The organism is Brachybacterium aquaticum, from assembly GCF_014204755.1.
Taxonomy (GTDB): domain Bacteria; phylum Actinomycetota; class Actinomycetes; order Actinomycetales; family Dermabacteraceae; genus Brachybacterium; species Brachybacterium aquaticum.
In genome coordinates, this window is record NZ_JACHLZ010000001.1 from 1,213,209 (window position 1) to 1,231,202 (window position 17,994).

Below are 17,994 nucleotides of genomic sequence, written 5' to 3' on the forward strand. Positions count from 1 at the left end.
ACACATGAGATATCTGCAGGTGAGGCGCGGTGCGGTGATGGTCACGTTGCCAGCGTGGCCCTCACCGCACTCACGCGCTGACCAGGATGGGGAGGTCCTCGACGTGCCCGCCCACCCGGTAGGAGAGAGCCGGGTCATAGGGCTCGAAGCGCAGCGGCATCCCCGCCTCGACCGGGGTGCGGTCCGCCTTGCGGTTGTTGCACTCCTTGCACGCCGAGACCAGGTTCGTCCACGAGGACATCCCACCGCGGGAGACCGGCTGGATGTGATCGACGGTCGCCAGCAGCGCCTCGCAGGCGGGGGTGCGCGAGACGCTGCGCCCGCAGTAGGCGCAGGTCCAGTGGTCCCGCTCGTGCACCGCGCGGAACGAGAACCCGACCGAGCGACGGCCTGCCCCCTCGACCCAGGCGCCGCTCAGCTCGCGGGTGAGCTCGAGGGCGGTGGGCACGATCCTCTCGTCGAGCATCGTCAGCTCCACGGGGATCGCGACCTCGCGGCGGATCATCCCGAAGGCATGGCGGACGGTCGTGGTGTGCAGCAGCTCCCCGATCCCGGTGTCCGGGTCGTAGCCGAGGTTGTAGACCCTCACCTGGGGCATCACCGCTCACCCCCGTCGGCCGACGGGACGACGCCCGGAGAGGGGCGACGAGCGGAGCGGACGGAGAGGGACGGGGTGGGGAGGGCGGGGCGGCGGCTGTGCATGGCGCTCCTCCTCCCGGGGGCCTCAGGCCGCGGACGCGGGCAGGAGGAGCGCGCCGGCCGACCCGTCGGTCGGTCGATGCGGCATTCGGGCGCGCCACTGATGAGCGCTGCGCATCGGGTCCATGAGCTCCTCCTCCCGGGCTGCGTTGGTGGTCGTGGTCGACGGCGGGCACGCGGTGAGCAGGATGCCCGGGCCCATGCCGCCACGACCAGGGTGCCGCCCCGCCCCGCGCGCGGCAACGTTTTTCCTTCGAACGTCCGGTGAAGCCTTCGCGGCCGGCGGGGGAACGACGCGCTCTCACAGGACCTCCACCCCGCCCGCCCTCGCGCCGCCCCGGACCGACCGACCGGTGGGCCTACGATCGAATCTCGGACGTGCGGAGACGCGCGGAGCCGTGCGGAGACGAACGCAGGAGGCGGAATGGGGCTGGAGGAGCTCGAGCTGGTGGCGGTGCTGGCGGTGCTGATCATCGTCGGCGCCTCCTACTTCGCCGGGAAGCTGGGCGTCGCGACCCCCATCGTGCTCGTGCTGCTCGGGCTCGGGCTGAGCCTCATCCCCGGGCTGCCGCCCGTCGCCCCCGACCCCGAGCTGATCCTCGCCGTCGTGCTGCCGCCGCTGCTGTACTCGGCCGCGGTGAACATGCCCGTGGTCGACTTCCGCCGCGACCTGCGCACGATCGGTGCGCTGTCCGTGGTGCTGGTGCTGGTCTCCGCGGTGGGCACCGGCGTGCTGCTGTGGTGGCTGCTGCCGGACCTCGGCCTGCCCGCGGCGATCGCCGTCGGCGCCGTGATCAGCCCGCCCGACGCCGTGGCCGCCACCTCCATCGGCAAGCGCCTGGGCCTGCCGCCGCGGCTTCTGACGATTCTCGAGGGCGAAGGGCTCGTCAACGACGCGACCGCCCTCGTGCTGCTGCGCACCGCCGTCGCTGCGACCGCCGGGGCGTTCTCCTTCTGGCAGGCCGCCGGGGACTTCGCCTATGCGGTCGCGGTCGCCGCCGTGATCGGCGCGGTCGTGGGCATGGTGGCGCTGCGGGTCCGCTCCCACATCGACCAGCCGGCGCTGACCACCGCGATCTCCTTCGTGGTCCCGTTCATCGCCTACCTGCCCGCCGAGGTCGCCGGCGCCTCCGGGGTCCTGTCCGTGGTCGCCGCTGGCCTGGTCACCGGTGCCGGCGGCGTGCGGAGGCTCAGCGTGCAGGACCGCACCGCCGAGCGCACCAACTGGCTGACCATCCAGCTGCTCCTCGAGAACGGGGTGTTCCTGCTGATGGGTCTGCAGCTGCGCACCCTCGTCGCGGACGTCGAAGGGGCGGGCCTGTCGGTCACCACCTCGCTGTGGCTCGGTCTGCTCATGGTCGTCGCGCTCACCGCGATCCGGGCGGTGTTCATCGTCCCGGTGGTGCTCGCCGCCCGGAAGCGGCGCAGCGGGCACGAGGAGAAGGCGCGGCGCTTCGAGGAGATCCTCGAGCACGTCACCGCCGACGAGCGGCTGCGGACCCACCCCCGGGGCGTGAAGATCGAGCGCTGGCTCCAGCGCCACCAGGCCGACGCCCGCTTCTACGCCGGCAACGGCCTGGGCTGGCGCGGCGGCGCCGTGCTCGCCTGGACCGGGATGCGCGGCGTGGTCACCCTCGCCGCCGCCCAGTCCCTGCCGCTGGACTTCCCCTACCGCTCCCAGCTGATCCTGCTCGCCTTCGTCGTCGCCCTGGTCACCCTGGTCCTGCAGGGCGGGACCCTGCCGCTGCTCATCCGCGTGCTCGGCATCCGCGGCACCACCGAGGACACGCGCCGGCGCGAGCTGTCGCTGCTGCTGGGGGAGATGAGCGAGGCGGCCGTGGGACAGGTGCTCGACAACCCCGACCTGCGCCGCCGCGACGGGAGCCGCTTCGACGACGAGGTCCTCGAGGCCGCGCGGCGCACCTTCGCGCGCACCACCACCGCGCTCGAGGCCGACGGGACCGCGGACCCGCGGGCCGGGCAGGTCCCCGAGCTCGCCCAGCTGCTCGCCGAGGTGCAGCAGGACGCCCTGGACGAGGCCCGCTCGCTCGGCGCCTACGACTCCCGGACCATCGGTCGGGCGCAGAAGATGCTCGACTCCCGGGCACTCCGGCGCGACGGACTGTGAGCCGGTCCTGGAATCCGGCGGCCCGGACCGTCATGCTGGAGTGGTGAGGGACGAGCGGCAGGAGATCAGGGAGCGCGAGCAGGTGCTGTCCGACTACGGCACCTGGCGACTCGCGGTGGATCCCGACGCCCCGGTCGTCGACGAGGTCCGCACCCTGGAGACGCTCCTGCGACTGAAGGCCGAGCGGCTGGACAGCCCCGAGGTGGGGCTGTGGACCGAGGACCTGGCCCGCGAGCTCGTCACCGAGGTGGTGCCCCGCACGGTCGTCCAGCTGCGCGAGCAGGTGATGGACATGGTCCCCGCCCTGCGCCACTTCTTCCACTACCTGCACGAGAGCGGGCGCTGGGACGAGGACGGCATGCCCGCCGAATCGGCGCCGTCGATGCTCCACGAGCTCGAGTTCGCGGCCCTCGAGGCGGCCGACGACCCCACCCGTCGCTCGTACTCCACCAACATCCTCGGCCATGGCCTCGCCCTCGGCGTCGACCTCGAGGACGAGGACGCGCTCGCCGACTACATGCACTGGGTCAACTCCCTGCCCGACGGCGAGCGGATCGCCCTGTCGGACACCGGGCGCCTGCCCGCGCCCTCGACCCCCTTCGACCCCGCCTCCGCCCGGGCGCAGCGCGAGGTCGAGGCCGCCGAGGACCAGGACCCCGCCTGGCCCTGGTTCCTGCCCCCGCTCGAGGACGACGGTGCGCCGCTCGGCGAGCTGACCGGCCCGCAGGACGTGCGCCCCTACGCGCAGTGCGCGCTCGTGGAGCGTGCCGGGATCGTGCTCGACTTCGTGGGGGACGGCCGACGGGCCACCGCCACGGGCGCACTCGGACGGGATGACACCGCTGCGCTGTGCTCCCTGCTGGATCTCGAGCCCGGTGCGCGCAGCCTCTGGGACCGCCCCGAGCTCGCGGGCGTGTGGGTGACCCTCCTGGACGGAGGCTGGCTCGAGCTCATCGGCTCGACCGTGCGCGCCGCGACCGGCCCCGTGCCCGCCGTGTCGCGCGAGGCGGATCCCGAGGACTTCGTCGAGTTCGGCCATGCGGTGATCACCGCGGCGCTGCTGGGACGCGAGGCTCGGGACCCCGAGGACGGCGGGTTCCGCGGCATGCCCGACACGGCGGCGGCGCTGCTGGTCGCGTGCGGGCAGGGCGGGCTGGAGTTCCCGCCCCGACGCGACGGGCCCGGCACCTCCATCGCCGTGCCCCACGACCCGCTCACCGGCGATCCCGACGGCGCCGCGATGGGACGGATGTTCCGGGTGCTCCACGACCTCGAGGACCTCCAGCACTGCGGGCTGCTCGAGGAGGCGAACGGCGTCTACCGCGGCAGCTCCGCGGTGACCCTCGCCCTGGTCGGACTGCTGCGCCGAGACGGCTGAGACCTCACCCGCACAGCTCACCCGCAGAGTTCACCCACAGAGATCAACCGCGCAGCAGCGACACCGCGATCAGCACCATCACCAGCGCGATCGCCCCGTCCAGCACCCGCCAGGACCGCGCGCTGCCGAGGACCCCGCCCAGGCGCCGCGCCCCGAGCCCCAGCGCCGTGAACCACACCGTGCTGCCCGCCATGGCGCCGAGCGCGAACTGCCAGGCGAGCGTGCCGTGGGTCGAGGCCATGGTGCCCAGCAGCAGCACCGTGTCGAGGTAGACGTGCGGGTTCAGCCAGGTCAGCGCCAGCGCGGTGAGGACCGTGGCGCGCAGTCCGCCATCCCGCGCAGCGCTGCCGCCCGGGGTTCCGGCCGTATCGAGCGACTCGCCGCCGCGCAGGGCCCGCCTCGCGGCACCGGCCGCGTAGACGAGGAGGAACGCGGCGCCTCCCCACCGGGCGAGCGTCACGAGCAGCGGCGAGCCGCTGATCACGGCGCCCGCCCCCGCTGCACCTGCCGCGATCAGCACCATGTCCGAGAGGGTGCACACCGCCACCACGGCGAGCACGTGCTCGCGCCGCAGCCCCTGACGGAGCACGAAGACGTTCTGGGCGCCGATGGCGACGATCAGGGCGAGACCGGAGAGGAGGCCGTGGAGAGCAGGAGGCACGGAGACGACGGTACGAAGCTCTCCGATGAAGCACAAGCGAAGATCTCTGACGCTCCGTAAGCACAGCTTCAGTAAGCTCGCGATATGGACGTCGATCCCCTCTCCGCCCGGGTGCTCGCCGCCGTCGCCGAGCACGGCACCCTCGACGCCGCCGCCAGGAGCCTGCACATCACCCCGTCGGCCGTGAGCCAGCGCCTGAAGCAGCTCGAGCAGCAGGTGGGGCGTCGGCTGCTGATCCGCTCCCGACCTGTGCGCCTGACCCCGGAGGGGAGGGCCGTGGTCCGCTTCGCCCAGCGCCAGCAGCTGCTCGAGCACGAGCTGCGCGCCGACCTCGGCCTCGCGCAGGACCACGCAGGGGCGAGGCTGACGATCGCCGTGAACTCCGACTCGCTGGCGACCTGGTTCCTGCGGGCAGTCGCCGAGGTGACCGCGGAGCACCCCGTGCAGATCGAGCTGCTTCGCGAGGACCAGGACGGCACCGCCCGGCTGCTCGGCGAGGGCGAGGCGGTCGCAGCCGTGACCAGCGCCGCGCAGCCGCCCGCGGGCTGCAGCTCCACGGCGCTCGGGCAGCTGAGCTACCGGGCCATGGCCGCCCCCGCCTGGTGGGAGCGCTGGGCGGGCGACGGAGCGCAGGACGGGCGGACCCCGTCGGCCGACGTGCTCGCCCGCGCGCCGCGGATCGACTTCGACCGCACCGACGTGCTGCAGGCGCAGTGGCTGCGCGGGCGGGGCGTCGACCCTGCCGCCGCGCCTGTCCACCACGTCCCCTCCACGCATGAGCTCGCCGTCGCGGTCGAGCTCGGGATGGGCTGGGCGATGCTGCTCGAGGACCAGGCCCGGGAGCTCGAGGGGCGCGGCGCCGCGATCGGGCTCGGCGGCCCCGCGGTGGTCACGCCGCTGTACTGGCAGGCGGTGCGCACGCCTTCGACGCTGCTGGACGCGCTGACGGAGGCCGTGGTCGCCGCGGGGCGGCGGGAGCTCGCTGCCGCGGCACTCTCGTGACAGCACCCATGGCACGACCCATGGCACGACCCATGACATGAGACGTCTTGCCGGTGATCGCGGTCACTGCCTACGGTGACGACATGTCTTCCCCTGATGCACATCGCTCCGTCCCGCCGGCCCCAGGGGCCCGCTCATGATCACGCTCCTCAGCATCGTCGGCGCGCTGGCGCTGCTGAGCTTCGTGGCGTTCGTGGTGCTGGGGCTGACGCGAGGCTGGCAGGACGAGACGGCCCGCTGGGTGCTGCGCATCGCCGGCGGGTTCGCGATCCTCTGCGCGGTGCTCGGGGTGCTGGTCGCCGTCGTCGGCGGCTGACGAACTCGTCGTAGACCCCTCACAGCGCAAGGAGCCGCCCCACCGAACAGGGTGGGGCGGCTCCTTCGCTCTGCGGGGGAGTCGGCGGTCAGCGCACTCCGCGCATGCCGCGGCTGACGGGACCCGCGATCAGCAGCATGACCACGCCGATGGCGATGGTCACCGCGCCGAGGGTGCCGAAGTAGCCCACCTCGTTCTCCGCGGAGTAGAAGCCCGCGAGCGCACCGGACAGCGAGGTGCCGAGCGCGACGGCGAGGTTGGACAGCGCCATCATCATCACGGGGTAGGAGCGCGGGGCGAGCTTCGTCGCCAGCGACAGGCCGACGGGGGAGAGCCACAGCTCGCCCACGGTCGCGACCAGCATGATCAGCGCGATCCACAACACCGGCACCGAGACGACCGACGCCATGGGCAGGAACAGCACGAACGCGGTGCCCATGAGGATGATGCCCACACCGAACTTTCGCGGGGTGGTGGGCTGGCGGGTGCCGAGCTTCGTCCACAGCGCCGCCATCACCGGGGCGAGCAGGATGATGAACAGCGGGTTGAAGGACTGCACCCACGAGATCGGCATCTCCCAACCGAGCACGGTGCGGTTCAGGCGGGTGTCCGAGTACAGCGTGATCACGGTGAACTGCTGCTGGAACAGGGCGAAGAACGCCGCGGTGCCGATGAACAGCGGGATGAAGGAGACCACGCGGGAGCGCTCGTCCGAGTCGAGCTTCTTCGAGGTCAGCAGCAGCGCGAAGATGACGATCGCGCCGATGATGGCGAGGGCGGAGACCACCGTCGCGAGGTTCTGGGCGTTCAGCACGCCGGTGGCGGCGAGGACGACCACGAGCACGACGGTGCCGACGGCGATGCCGGCCCACAGCGGGTACTTGGCGTGCGGCAGCGGATCGGGGACGTGGTGCACGCTCTCGGGCAGGCCCTTGCGGGTCAGGACGTACTGGGTCAGGCCGATGGCCATGCCGATCGCGGCCAGGCCGAAGCCGAGGTGGAAGCCCCACATCTGCTGGGCGAAGCCGGTGACCAGCGGTCCGAACAGGCCGCCGATGTTGACGCCCATGTAGTAGATCGAGAAGCCGGCGTCGCGCCGCGGGTCGTCACGGCTGTACAGCGAGCCGACGAGAGTCGCGGCGGTGGACTTCAGACCGCCGGAGCCGACGCCCACCAGGAGCAGGCCGAGGGCCAGTCCGGGCACGCCCGGCACCAGCGCGAGCGCGATGTGGCCGAGCATGATCATCACGGCGCTGCCGAAGAGGGTCTTCTCCGGGCCGAGCAGGCGGTCCGATACCAGCGCGCCGAGGATCGAGAAGAGGTACACCGAGCCGCCGTAGGCGCCCACGATGCCCAGCGCCACGGTCTCGTCGATCCCCAGACCGCCGTCGGTGGCGGCGAAGTACATGTAGATCGCGAGGATGCCCTGCATGCCGTAGAAGCTGAAGCGCTCCCACAGCTCGACGCTGAACAGGTTCGCGAGCGGCCCCGGCTGACCCATGAAGGTGCGGCCGGAGGGGTTGTGCGCCTCCGGGGTGTCGGCGGCCTCGGTGGCGAGGCCGGCGCCGTCGCCGCCGGGCAGATCAGCGGGTGTGGGGGTGGGCTCGGGGGGCTGGGTGGAATTCACGACGAGACATCCTGCGCCTCACGCGTTCACGGTGCAACGCAGCGACCGGGCGATGTGAGCAGTCAGTCGGCGGGAGATCCGGCAGATCGCTGGGCCCGACCGCTCATTTCGCTGTGCCCGGGGGAGCGGCCCGGGGCGACATCCTGGGCGACGTCCGGGGCGAGGTCCGGTGCCTCCCGGATCCCGAACTCCCGCCTCAGCACGCGTCGGGCGGCGTGCCAGCCAGCCATGCTGTGCACCCCGGGTCCCGGCGGGGTCGCCGCCGAGCACAGGTACCAGCCGGTCGCCCCGAGGCGGTAGGGATCGGGCAGGGCGGTGGGACGGGCGATCATCCGCGCCATCGTCACCGCCCCGAGGGCGATGTCCCCGCCGGCGAGGGACGGGTTGTGGTGGACCATCTGCGCGGCAGGGATGCCGCGGGAGGCGACGACCACGTCCCGGAACCCCGGGGCGAAGCGTTCGATCTGGGCGGTCACCCGCTCCGTGGGGTCCGTGGTGTCCCCCGCGGGGACATGGGCGTAGGCCCACAGCGGTCGCAGGCCCTCCCTGCTCCGGGAGGGGTCGGCGACGGTCGGGTCGCTGACCAGGGTGAGGGGACGCTCGGGGAGATGCCCGGCCGCGACCTGCGCCTCGGTCGCGACCATCTCCGCGCGCGTGCCGCCGAGGTGCTGGGTGCCGGCCCTTCCCACCTCCGCGTCCCTCCAGGGGACGGGACCGGACAGGACGAAGTCGACCTTCGCGGCCGCGTTCCCCTGCGGGACGGCGCGCAGCGCCCGCTGGAGGTGGGGAGGCAAGCGGTTCGCGAGGATGTCCGCGGCGGCGGGTGCGGTGGTGTCCAGCAGCACCGCACGGGCGGGCGGCACATCCCGCCAGGTGCGCACGCGGTTACCGGTCGTGACGGTGCCGCCGTGGGCGCGGAGGTCCGCGACCAGGGCGTCGATGATCGCCTGCGAGCCGCCGACGGGGATCGGCCAGCCCGCGCCGTGGGCGAGCGCGCCCAACAGCGCGGCGGTCGCGCCGAGCGCGAGCGAGGGCAGGGTTCCGATCGCATGGGCGCCGACGCCGGTGAGCAGCGCCCGGGCGCGCTCGGTGCGGAAGGGCAGGCGCCAGGCGGGCGTGCCCTGCAGGCCGAGCAGGGCGGCGAACAGGGGAACGGCGCGCAGGGTGCGGGGATCCAGGAGCTCCGGTGGGAGGGTGCGCTTGTCGCCGAGGGCGAGGGCGGCGACCAGGTCCTGGTCCTCGGCGAGGCGGCCGAGGGTCGCCCGCCAGGCGGGTCCGTCGGCCCCGAGACCCTCCGCGGTCCGTTCGACATCCCGCCAGGCGATCGCCGCCGGCGCGTCGTCCAGCGGGTGGGCGTAGGACGCCTCCGGGGCGACCATGCGCACGCCGCGGGCGGAGAGGTCGAAGGAGCTGAGGAAGGGGCTCGCGAGGGCGAGCGGATGCACCGCGGAGCAGAGGTCGTGGACGAGGCCGCCCGCGAGGCCGTCACCCAGGCCCAGGTCCATGGTGCGGGCACCGCCGCCGATCGTCGGCTGCGCCTCGAGCACCTGCACCGCGAGGCCTGCTCGCGCGAGGGTGACCGCGGCGGAGAGGCCGTTCGGGCCGGAGCCGACCACGACGGCGTCGGCCGGGGGAGCCGGGGACGTGCGCATGGCGCTCAGCCTATGACCGCTCCCACCTTCTGACCGCTCCCATTTTCGCTACACACGGGTAGCGTAATGTGGAGGGCATGTCGACGACCGCTGCCCAGACCGCCTCCGCCGAGGTCCCCGCCGAGCGCCGCGCGCGCCGACCCCGCCCCCAGGCCGTGCTCGAGGTCCGGGCGAAGAACCGCCTCTCCCCACGCCTGCTGCGCCTGACCCTCGGCGGCGAGGGCTACGACGTCCTGCACCGCAACGACCACACCGACGCCTACGTGAAGCTCCTCCTCGCCGACCCCGGCTCCGGACTCACCCCGCCCTACGACCTCGACGCGCTGCGCGAGCAGAGCCCCGAGCTGCTGCCCACCCGCCGCACCTACACCGTGCGCCGCTGGCACGACGACCGCCGCGAGCTGGACATCGACGTGGTCCTGCACGGCGAGGACGGCGACCACGGCGTGGCCGCCCGCTGGGCCGACGAGGCCCAGCCCGGCGACCTGATCGCCATGAACGGCGCCGGCGGCGGCTACACCCCCGCCGCGGACGCGCGCAGCCACCTCCTGATCGGCGACCACGCCGCCCTGCCCGCGATCGCCGCGGCGCTCGAGGCGATGGACCCCTCCGCCCGCGGCCTCGCCCTCATCCACCTCGACCACGAGGAGGACGTGCTCACCCTCGAGCACCCTGCGGGCCTCGTGGTGCGCTGGGTGCTCGGCCCGCGCGAGCAGCTGCTCGAGCAGGTCGCCTCGCTCGACCTCACCGACCACGAGGGCCTGGACGTGTTCTGCCACGTCGAGCGCGGCATCACCAAGCAGCTGCGCCGCCTGCTGGTCGCCGACGCCGGGATCCCGCGCGAGCAGATCTCCATCTCCGCCTACTGGGCGCTGGGACGGGTGGAGGACCAGTTCCAGGCCGAGAAGCGCGAGCCCATCGGCGCGATCGACGACTGAGCGAGGCGTGAGCGATGGATGAGCGAGGGATGAGCGAGGCATGAGCGAGCTGGTCGTCGGCCCCGACGGGCTGGCCCGTCCCGCCTGGGCGTCGGTCCACGAGGACCTGCGCGACTACTACGACACCGAGTGGGGCATGCCGGTGCGCGACGAGCGCGGCGTGTTCGAGCGCCTCGCGCTCGAGGGCTTCCAGTCCGGGCTCAGCTGGGCGACGATCCTGCGCCGCCGCGAGGGGTTCCGCCGCGCCTTCGCCGGATTCGACCCCGAGGCCGTCGCGGAGTTCACCGAGGGGGACGTCGAGCGGCTCCTGCAGGACACCGGCATCATCCGCCACCGCGGCAAGATCGAGGCCACCATCTCCAACGCCCGCGCCACCCTCGCCCTGAGGGATGAGCAGGGGCCGGGCTGGACCCTCGCCGACCTTGTCTGGTCCTACCGGCCGGCTCGCACATCCATGCCGCGGACCATGGCGGAGGTGCCCACCACCAGCGAGGAGTCGGCGGCGCTCGCGAAGGAGCTGAAGCGTCGAGGCTTCCGCTTCGTCGGCCCCACCACGGTGTTCGCCCTCATGGAGGCGCTCGGCGTGGTCGACACCCACCTGCTCGGCTCCCACCGCCGCGGCACCTCCGGGGTGTGGGGCGAGGACGGGCTGCCCGCGTCCTGACGCACGGCCCCTCCTGACGCACCTCTCCTCCTGACGCATCGCGCCACATTCGGTCACACACCTCGCCTCGTGGCGGTTCCCGCTCCCACGATGGTCCCTGGCGGCATTCGCATGCCGTGGGAGAAGGACGCATCGAAGGAGGCGCGATGAGCACTGCAGGGATCCACGCGGGGTGGTCGGACACGGACTGCCACCGCTCCATGACCCCGCCGATCTACGCCACCAGCGCCTACTCGCATCCCGACCACGCCTCGCTGCGCGATCTCTTCGCGCGGCGCAGCGAGGGGTTCGCCTACTCCCGCTCCGGGAACCCCACCACCCGGGTGCTCGAGGAGCGGATCGCGGCGCTCGAGGGCGGGATCGACGCGGTCGCCGTCGCCTCCGGCCAGGCCGCCACCACCATCGCCCTGTGCGCGCTCGCCGCGCCGGGCGGCCACGTGGTCGCCTCCTCCCGCCTCTACGGCGGCACCACCGAGCTACTGGACGACACCCTCGCCGACTTCGGGGTCACCGCCACGATCGTGGACCCCTGGGACCTGGAGGCGTGGGAGGCGGCGTTCACCGAGAACACCCGCGCCGCGCTCGTCGAGTCGATCGCGAACCCCGGCGCGCAGCTCGTGGACCTCGACGCGCTCTCCGAGATCGCGCACCGGTTCGACGTGCCCGTCGTCGTCGACTCCACCCTCGCCAGCCCCGCCCTGTACCGCCCCGGCGACCACGGCGCGGACGTGGTGGTCCACTCAGCGACCAAGTACCTGTGCGGGCACGGCACCACACTGGCCGGGCTGATCGTCGACACCGGCCGCTTCGACCCGCGCCGATGTCCCGAGCGGTGGGAGCGCCTGACCACCCCGAACCGCCGCTTCGGCGTCACCTTCGCCGACGAGTACGCGCAGGGCCGCTCGGGTCTGCTCGCCTTCGCCCGCGCCAAGTACGTCACCGACTTCGGCACCACCCTGCCCGCTGCGAGCGCCCAGCAGATCCTCGTGGGCATCGAGACCCTCGACCTGCGCGTGCGCAAGATCAGCGCCGACGCCGCCGCGCTCGCCGGCCGCCTCCACGCCGACCCCGCGGTCGCCGCCGTGCACCATCCCTCGATCCCGGGACGCCCCGACGCGCAGATCGCCGCACGGGACTTCCCGCACGGCACCTCCGGCGTGTTCGCCATCGACCTCGACGGCGGGGAGGAGGCCGCCGCGGCCTTCTGCGACGCGCTCTCGCTGTGGTCGATCGCGGTGAACATCGGCGATGCCCGCTCGCTCGTGTGCCATCCCGCGACCACCACCCACTGCCATCTCAGCGACGCCCAGCGCGAGGCCTGCGGCGTCGGCGCCGGGACGGTGCGGCTCAGCGTGGGCCTCGAGGACCTCGACGACCTCTGGGCGGACCTCTCCCGCGGGCTCCAGGCGGCGCGGACGGTGCAGGAGGCGGCGGCGGTCGGCGCCGCCTGAGCCGCTCGGTCGGACCGCTGCGTCGTCCCCTGCCGCGTGACTACGGTCGCGGCGGGGAACACTGCGCCGCGGGGTGCGGTTGTGCCGGTCATGGAGACTCTCGACGCGGTCGTGATCGGGGCCGGGCAGGCCGGCCTCTCGGCGGCCTACCACCTGCAGCGCCGCGGCATCACGAACGCCGTGGTGCTCGATGCCGAGGACGGCCCCGGCGGAGCCTGGCGCCACCGCTGGGACAGCCTCACCATGGCCACCGTCAACGGGATCCGTGAGCTGCCGGGCATGCCCGTGGTCGAGGCCGCGGACTCCGAGCCCTCCAACATCGCCGTCCCCGCCTACTTCGCCGACTTCGAGGACCGTTTCGGGATCGAGGTGCGCCGCCCGGTGCGGGTCACCCTTGTCGAGGACGATCCCTCCTGGGTGGCGCCCGACGGGGAGGCGCCCGACGGGGAGGCGGCCGACGGGGGAGTGCTGGGCCGGCCGCTGCTGGTCCATTCCGTCGGCGGGGACGGCGAACGGCTGCCCGTTCTGCGCACCCGCGCGGTGCTGAACGCGACCGGCACCTGGACCCGCCCCTTCCGTCCCGCCTACCCGGGCGCCGCCTCGTTCCGCGGCCGCCAGCTGCACACCGCCGACTACGTCTCCGCCGACGAGTTCACCGGGCAGCGGGTGGCCGTGATCGGCGGCGGGATCAGCGCGCTCGGCCACCTGCAGGAGATCGCCGAGGTGGGGGAGACCTTCTGGTACACCCGGCGGCAGCCGGACTTCCAGGACCGGCCCTTCACCGAGGAGGAGGGCCGTGAGGCCGTCGCCGGGGTGTGGGAGCGGGTGCGTGCTGGACTGCCCGTGCGCAGCGTCGTCTCCGCGACGGGCCTGTCCTGGACCCCGGCGCTGCGGGAGGCGCAGCGGCGGGGGATCCTCGAGCGTCGGCCGATGTTCACCGAGATCACCCCGGAGGGCGTGATCGAGGCCGACGGGACCCTGCGGGAGCTGGACGTGCTGCTGTGGGCGACCGGGTTCCGCCACGAGCTGCGCCACCTGCGCCCCCTCGCCCTGCACAGCGACCAGGGGGGGATCGTCATCGACGGCACCGCCGCCTCCGTCGACCCCCGCATCCATCTGCTCGGCTACGGGCCGAGCGCCTCGACCATCGGTGCGAACCGCGCCGGTCGCGCGGCGGTGAACCGGCTGGTGAAGGATCTATGCCCTGCTCTCGACCGGGAGCGCGTCCCGGCCTAGGGTTGCCGGCATGGACAAGCAGCGCAGCCTTCCCCCTCTTCCCATGGACGGCGTGGAGCGGGTGCTCTGCGTTGTCGCGCACCCCGATGACATGGAGTACGGCGCCAGCGCGGCCGTTGCCGCCTGGACCGCGGTCGGCGTGGAGGTGACCTATCTGCTGCTGACCCGCGGCGAGGCGGGGATGGCCGAGCCGCCCAAGGTCGTCGGCCCCCTGCGCGAGACCGAGCAGCGCCGCGCCTGCGCGGCCGTCGGCGTCACCGACCTGCGCTACCTCGACCACCCCGACGGGATGCTCGAGGCGAATCTGTCGCTGCGCCGCGACATCGCGCGCGTCATCCGCCAGGTGCGCCCCCAGCTCGTGCTCACGGGGAACTTCGACGTCGAGGCGTACGGGAGCCTGAACCAGCCCGACCACCGCGAAGGGGGACTCGCCGCCGCCGACGCCGTGCGCGACGCCGGGAACCCGTGGATCTTCCGCGAGCTGCGGGAGGACGAGGGGCTCGAAGCGTGGAACGCGGCGGCGCTGCTCGTGGCCGGGCACCCGGAGCCCACCCACGCCGTGGCCGTGGAGGACGAGCACGTGGACGCGGCGGTCGCGTCCCTCCGCGCCTACGAGGCCTACCTCGCCCACATCACCGGGCACCCCGAGCCGGAGGTGTTCATCCCGGCGATCCTGCACGAGGGCGGCGCGGCCGCAGGGGCGCGCGCCGCCCTGGTGGTGCGGGTCTACGACATGGGCGGGCTCGGCGGGGAGTGAACCGCCCTCAGGACTGCGGGGTGCCGTGGTGGCGGCCCAGCTCCAGGGTGTCCATGTCCTCGAGCTCGCGGTCCTTGGTCTCGGGCACCCACAGGAACACGAACACCAGGCTCAGCAGCGCGAACGCCGCATACAGGCCGTAGGCGAAGGTCAGGCCGATCTCCGACAGGGTCGGGAAGGTCGCCGAGACGGCCCAGTTCGCGCCCCACTGGGCGGCGGCCGCGACGGCGAGGGCCGAGGCGCGGATCCGGTTGGGGAAGATCTCGCCCAGCAGCACCCACACCAGCGGGCCCCAGGTGGTGCCGAAGAACATCACGAAGGCGTTCGCCGAGATCAGCGCGATGGTCGACCACGGGTCGGGCAGGGAGACCGTGTCGGCCCCCGCAGCGACCTCGCCGAAGGAGAAGGCGAGCGCCATGAGCCCGAGCGACACCGTCATGCCGGCCGAGCCGACCAGCAGCATGACGCGGCGGCCCACCCGGTCCACGAGCAGGATCGCGATGATGGTCGCGACGATGTTCATCACCGACGTGATGGTGGAGGTCAGAAGAGCCTGCGACTCGTCGAACCCGACGGACTGCCACAGTGTGGTGGAGTAGTAGAAGATGACGTTAATGCCCACCAGCTGCTGGAACAGGGACAGGGCGATGCCGAGCCACACGATGGGCTTCAGGCCGAAGCGCCCGCCCACGAGATCCCGCAGGCTCTCCTTCGACTCGCGCTCGAGCGAGTGGCGGATCTGCTGGATCTTGAGGTTGACGTCGAGCTCGCCGGTGAAGTCGTAGAGCACCTTGGAGGCCTTGTCGGTCTCGCCCTTGCCGATGAGATAGCGCGGGGACTCCGGCAGGAACAGCGCCATGATCCCGTAGACCGCGGCAGGCACCGCCTCGATCATGAACATCCAGCGCCACGCGGCGACGCCGAACCAGTAGGACTCGGCCGCGCCGCCGGCGGAGTTGGCGATGATCGCGTTGGACAGCAGCGCCGCGAAGATGCCCAGCACGATCGCGAGCTGCTGCAGGGAGCCGAGGCGTCCGCGGTACTTCGCGGGCGCGACCTCGGCGATGTAGGCGGGGGCGATGACGCTCGCGGCGCCGACGCCGAGTCCGCCGACCACGCGCCAGATGATCAGGTCCCACACCCCGAAGGCGAAACCGGAGCCGATCGCGGAGACGAAAAAGAGGATCGCGGCGATCACCATCACCGGGATGCGGCCGAAGCGGTTGGCGAGGCCGCCGGCGAACCAGGCGCCGACCGCGCAGCCGAGCAGTGCGGAGGAGACGGCGAAGCCGGTCAGGCCCGCGCCGAGCGAGAACTCGTCGGACAGCGCGCCGACGGCGCCGTTGATGACCGAGGTGTCGAAGCCGAACAGCAAGCCGCCGACGGCGGCGGCGATGCTGATCCCGATGACCTTCGGGTTGAGCGTCTGCGAGGACTGCGGTGGGGATGAGGGCATGGGGAGGGCGCCTCCGTGACGAGGATGCGGCGGGCGCGGTCGCGTCCGCCTCGATGACCTGGCGTCACGTTACACCTCTGCGGGAAGCGCTGGTCAGCCGCGGCGGCGCACCTGCTCGGCGTAGGTGTCGAGGATCTTGAGGATCCCGGGGTGCAGCCGGAACTGTCCCCGGGTCCGGCGAGTAATGACACTTCCGTGAGAAAGTGTTACTACCCGGGGGTCGAGGTCAGCCCTCGCTCTTCGCCTCGAGGCGCTCGAGCTCCTCCGCGGCGACGGCCGGGTCGAGCTTGACGAAGATCGGGGTGGGCTTCGCGACCGGTCGGCCGGTCACGACGGGGCGGTGCTCCCACGCGGGGACGCCGGAGTAGTCGCCGGTGATGATCGGATAGCCCGGACCGCCGTCGAGGTCCTCGACGGCGTGGATCTCCGGCATCGGCGCGATCTGGCGCTCCCCGCCGAGCGCCTTCTCCACCTCGTTGGCGGAGAAGGGCAGGAAGGGGGCGAGCATCGTGTTCAGGTCGGTGACCGCCTGGGCGAGCACGTGCAGGACGGTGAGCAGGCGCGGGCGCTGCTCCTCAGACTTCATCTTGAACGGCTCGGTCTCGGAGACGTAGCGGTTCGCCTCGCCGACCAGGCGCATGACCTCGGCGATCGCCGCGCGCTGGCGGTGCGCCTCGATGAGGCCGCCGACGGTCGTGAAGCCCTCGCGGATCGCGGAGAGCAGCTGCTCGTCGATCTCCTCGAGCTCCCCGGCCTCCGGCACCTCGCCGACGTTCTTGGCGATCATCGCGGCGGTGCGGTTGACGAGGTTGCCCCAGCCGGCCACCAGCTCGTTGTTCGTGCGGGAGACGAACTCGGACCAGGTGAAGTCCGCGTCCTGGTTCTCGGGGCCGGCGGCGGAGATGAAGTAGCGCAGCGCATCGGGCTGGTAGCGGTCCAGCACGTCGCGCACGTAGATGACCACGCCCTTGGAGGACGAGAACTTCTTGCCCTCCATCGTGAGGAACTCGCTGGAGACGACCTCGGTGGGCAGGTTCAGCTCGCCGAACCGCCCGGGCTCGCCGCCCTTGTCGCCCTTGCCGTTCTGGGCCAGCATCTCGGCCGGCCAGATCTGGGAGTGGAAGACGATGTTGTCCTTGCCCATGAAGTAGTAGCTGAGCGCCTCGGGGTCGTTCCACCACTTGCGCCACAGCTCGGCATCGCCCTGGCGGCGCGCCCACTCGATGGAGGCGGAGAGGTAGCCGATCACGGCGTCGAACCACACGTACAGGCGCTTGGTGGGCTGGTCCTCCCAGCCCGGCACCGGGATGCCCCAGTCGATGTCGCGGGTCATCGCGCGGGGCTTGATGTCCTCGAGGATGTTCTGGCTGAAGCGGATCACGTTCGGGCGCCACAGGCCCGTCGCCTCGCGCTCGTCGAGCCAGCGCCCGAGCTCCGCGGCGAGCGAGGGCAGGTCGAGGTACCAGTGAGTGGTCTCGACGAACTTCGGGGTCTCGCCGTTGATGCGGGAGACGGGATCGATCAGGTCGGTGGGGTCCAGCTGGTTGCCGCAGGCGTCGCACTGGTCGCCGCGGGCGCCGGGGGTGCCGCAGATCGGGCAGGTGCCCTCGATGTAGCGGTCCGGCAGCGTGCGCCCGGTGGAGGGGGAGATCGCGCCGTGGCCGGTCTTCTCGATCATGTAGCCGTTGTCCCGCACGGCCACGAACATCTCCTGCACCACCTGGTAGTGGTTGCGGGAGGTGGTGCGGGTGAACAGGTCGTACGACAGACCCAGCGCCACCAGGTCCTCGACGATCAGGCGGTTGTTGCGGTCGGCGAGCTCGCGGGCGGAGATGCCCTCCTTGTCGGCCTCGACGAGGATCGGGGTGCCGTGCTCGTCGGTGCCCGAGACCATCAGCACGTCGTGTCCGGCCATCCGCATGTACCGCGAGAAGACGTCGGAGGGGACGCCGAACCCGGCGACGTGGCCGATGTGGCGGGGGCCGTTGGCGTACGGCCAGGCGACTGCGGACAGGACTGTGCTCATGAC

Annotated in this window: 15 protein-coding genes; 9 read left to right on the plus strand and 6 right to left on the minus strand. The window is 72.5% G+C overall.

Annotation, left to right across the window (positions count from 1 at the left end):
* Positions 1-70 precede the first annotated feature (70 nt).
* Complete coding sequence (locus HNR70_RS05430) at positions 71-598, minus strand: HNH endonuclease (protein WP_184324754.1); 528 nt, start codon at positions 596-598, stop codon at positions 71-73.
* A gap of 525 nt (positions 599-1,123) precedes the next feature.
* On the opposite strand from HNR70_RS05430, the gene HNR70_RS05435 reads away from it, so the two are divergent.
* Entirely contained in the window at positions 1,124-2,827 is a 1,704-nt protein-coding gene (locus tag HNR70_RS05435) for a cation:proton antiporter (protein WP_184324755.1), read from the plus strand.
* A gap of 43 nt (positions 2,828-2,870) precedes the next feature.
* Positions 2,871-4,205, plus strand: a complete 1,335-nt coding sequence (locus tag HNR70_RS05440) for a hypothetical protein (protein WP_312857574.1) — start codon at positions 2,871-2,873, stop codon at positions 4,203-4,205.
* Between the two features lie 43 nt (positions 4,206-4,248).
* On the opposite strand, the gene HNR70_RS05445 is transcribed toward HNR70_RS05440, so the two are convergent.
* Complete coding sequence (locus HNR70_RS05445) at positions 4,249-4,866, minus strand: LysE/ArgO family amino acid transporter (protein WP_184324756.1); 618 nt, start codon at positions 4,864-4,866, stop codon at positions 4,249-4,251.
* 84 nt (positions 4,867-4,950) lie between these two features.
* On the opposite strand from HNR70_RS05445, the gene HNR70_RS05450 reads away from it, so the two are divergent.
* Entirely contained in the window at positions 4,951-5,868 is a 918-nt protein-coding gene (locus HNR70_RS05450; RefSeq protein ID WP_184324757.1) for an ArgP/LysG family DNA-binding transcriptional regulator, read from the plus strand.
* Positions 5,869-6,004: 136 nt separating this feature from the next.
* Complete coding sequence (locus tag HNR70_RS05455; RefSeq protein WP_184324758.1) at positions 6,005-6,184, plus strand: hypothetical protein; 180 nt, start codon at positions 6,005-6,007, stop codon at positions 6,182-6,184.
* Positions 6,185-6,272: 88 nt separating this feature from the next.
* Here the strand turns inward: HNR70_RS05455 and HNR70_RS05460 are convergent, their stop codons facing one another.
* Positions 6,273-7,811, minus strand: coding sequence for a peptide MFS transporter (locus HNR70_RS05460; RefSeq protein WP_184324759.1), 1,539 nt, complete (start codon positions 7,809-7,811; stop codon positions 6,273-6,275).
* Between the two features lie 62 nt (positions 7,812-7,873).
* Positions 7,874-9,463: a phytoene desaturase family protein gene (locus HNR70_RS05465; protein WP_184324760.1), complete on the minus strand. Its 1,590-nt coding sequence runs from the start codon at positions 9,461-9,463 to the stop codon at positions 7,874-7,876.
* 77 nt (positions 9,464-9,540) lie between these two features.
* Here HNR70_RS05465 and HNR70_RS05470 point away from each other — a divergent pair, with 77 nt between their 5' ends.
* The 5 genes from HNR70_RS05470 to HNR70_RS05490 all read left to right on the plus strand — a co-directional run bounded on the left by HNR70_RS05470 (position 9,541) and on the right by HNR70_RS05490 (position 14,509).
* Positions 9,541-10,401 (plus strand): siderophore-interacting protein, encoded by an 861-nt coding sequence (locus HNR70_RS05470; RefSeq protein WP_184324761.1) that lies wholly within the window; start codon positions 9,541-9,543, stop codon positions 10,399-10,401.
* A 40-nt stretch (positions 10,402-10,441) separates the two neighbouring features.
* On the plus strand, positions 10,442-11,065 hold the full coding sequence (locus tag HNR70_RS05475; RefSeq protein ID WP_246375156.1) for a DNA-3-methyladenine glycosylase I: 624 nt from the start codon (positions 10,442-10,444) through the stop codon (positions 11,063-11,065).
* 146 nt (positions 11,066-11,211) lie between these two features.
* Positions 11,212-12,516: an O-acetylhomoserine aminocarboxypropyltransferase/cysteine synthase family protein gene (locus tag HNR70_RS05480; RefSeq protein ID WP_184324762.1), complete on the plus strand. Its 1,305-nt coding sequence runs from the start codon at positions 11,212-11,214 to the stop codon at positions 12,514-12,516.
* Between the two features lie 90 nt (positions 12,517-12,606).
* Positions 12,607-13,752, plus strand: coding sequence for an FAD-dependent oxidoreductase (locus HNR70_RS05485; protein ID WP_184324763.1), 1,146 nt, complete (start codon positions 12,607-12,609; stop codon positions 13,750-13,752).
* 10 nt (positions 13,753-13,762) lie between these two features.
* Complete coding sequence (locus tag HNR70_RS05490) at positions 13,763-14,509, plus strand: PIG-L deacetylase family protein (protein WP_184324764.1); 747 nt, start codon at positions 13,763-13,765, stop codon at positions 14,507-14,509.
* A gap of 7 nt (positions 14,510-14,516) precedes the next feature.
* Here HNR70_RS05490 and HNR70_RS05495 read toward each other — a convergent pair whose 3' ends face one another.
* Together HNR70_RS05495 and metG are read right to left on the minus strand one after the other, a co-directional pair.
* Positions 14,517-15,965, minus strand: a complete 1,449-nt coding sequence (locus HNR70_RS05495) for a sugar porter family MFS transporter (RefSeq protein WP_184324765.1) — start codon at positions 15,963-15,965, stop codon at positions 14,517-14,519.
* A gap of 226 nt (positions 15,966-16,191) precedes the next feature.
* Positions 16,192-17,991 (minus strand): methionine--tRNA ligase, encoded by a 1,800-nt coding sequence (gene metG / locus HNR70_RS05500; protein ID WP_184324766.1) that lies wholly within the window; start codon positions 17,989-17,991, stop codon positions 16,192-16,194.
* Between the last annotated feature and the right edge of the window lie 3 nt (positions 17,992-17,994).

What these genes read in the sequence shown, in the direction of transcription:
- HNR70_RS05430 (WP_184324754.1), bottom strand. Translation starts at nt 598, where the DNA reads ATGCCCCAGGTGAGGGTCTACAACCTCGGCTACGACCCGGACACCGGG.
- HNR70_RS05435 (WP_184324755.1), top strand. Translation starts at nt 1,124, where the DNA reads ATGGGGCTGGAGGAGCTCGAGCTGGTGGCGGTGCTGGCGGTGCTGATC.
- HNR70_RS05450 (WP_184324757.1), top strand. Translation starts at nt 4,951, where the DNA reads ATGGACGTCGATCCCCTCTCCGCCCGGGTGCTCGCCGCCGTCGCCGAG.
- HNR70_RS05455 (WP_184324758.1), top strand. Translation starts at nt 6,005, where the DNA reads ATGATCACGCTCCTCAGCATCGTCGGCGCGCTGGCGCTGCTGAGCTTC.
- HNR70_RS05465 (WP_184324760.1), bottom strand. Translation starts at nt 9,463, where the DNA reads ATGCGCACGTCCCCGGCTCCCCCGGCCGACGCCGTCGTGGTCGGCTCC.
- HNR70_RS05470 (WP_184324761.1), top strand. Translation starts at nt 9,541, where the DNA reads ATGTCGACGACCGCTGCCCAGACCGCCTCCGCCGAGGTCCCCGCCGAG.
- HNR70_RS05475 (WP_246375156.1), top strand. Translation starts at nt 10,442, where the DNA reads ATGAGCGAGCTGGTCGTCGGCCCCGACGGGCTGGCCCGTCCCGCCTGG.
- HNR70_RS05480 (WP_184324762.1), top strand. Translation starts at nt 11,212, where the DNA reads ATGAGCACTGCAGGGATCCACGCGGGGTGGTCGGACACGGACTGCCAC.
- HNR70_RS05485 (WP_184324763.1), top strand. Translation starts at nt 12,607, where the DNA reads ATGGAGACTCTCGACGCGGTCGTGATCGGGGCCGGGCAGGCCGGCCTC.
- HNR70_RS05490 (WP_184324764.1), top strand. Translation starts at nt 13,763, where the DNA reads ATGGACAAGCAGCGCAGCCTTCCCCCTCTTCCCATGGACGGCGTGGAG.
- HNR70_RS05495 (WP_184324765.1), bottom strand. Translation starts at nt 15,965, where the DNA reads ATGCCCTCATCCCCACCGCAGTCCTCGCAGACGCTCAACCCGAAGGTC.
- metG (WP_184324766.1), bottom strand. Translation starts at nt 17,991, where the DNA reads ATGAGCACAGTCCTGTCCGCAGTCGCCTGGCCGTACGCCAACGGCCCC.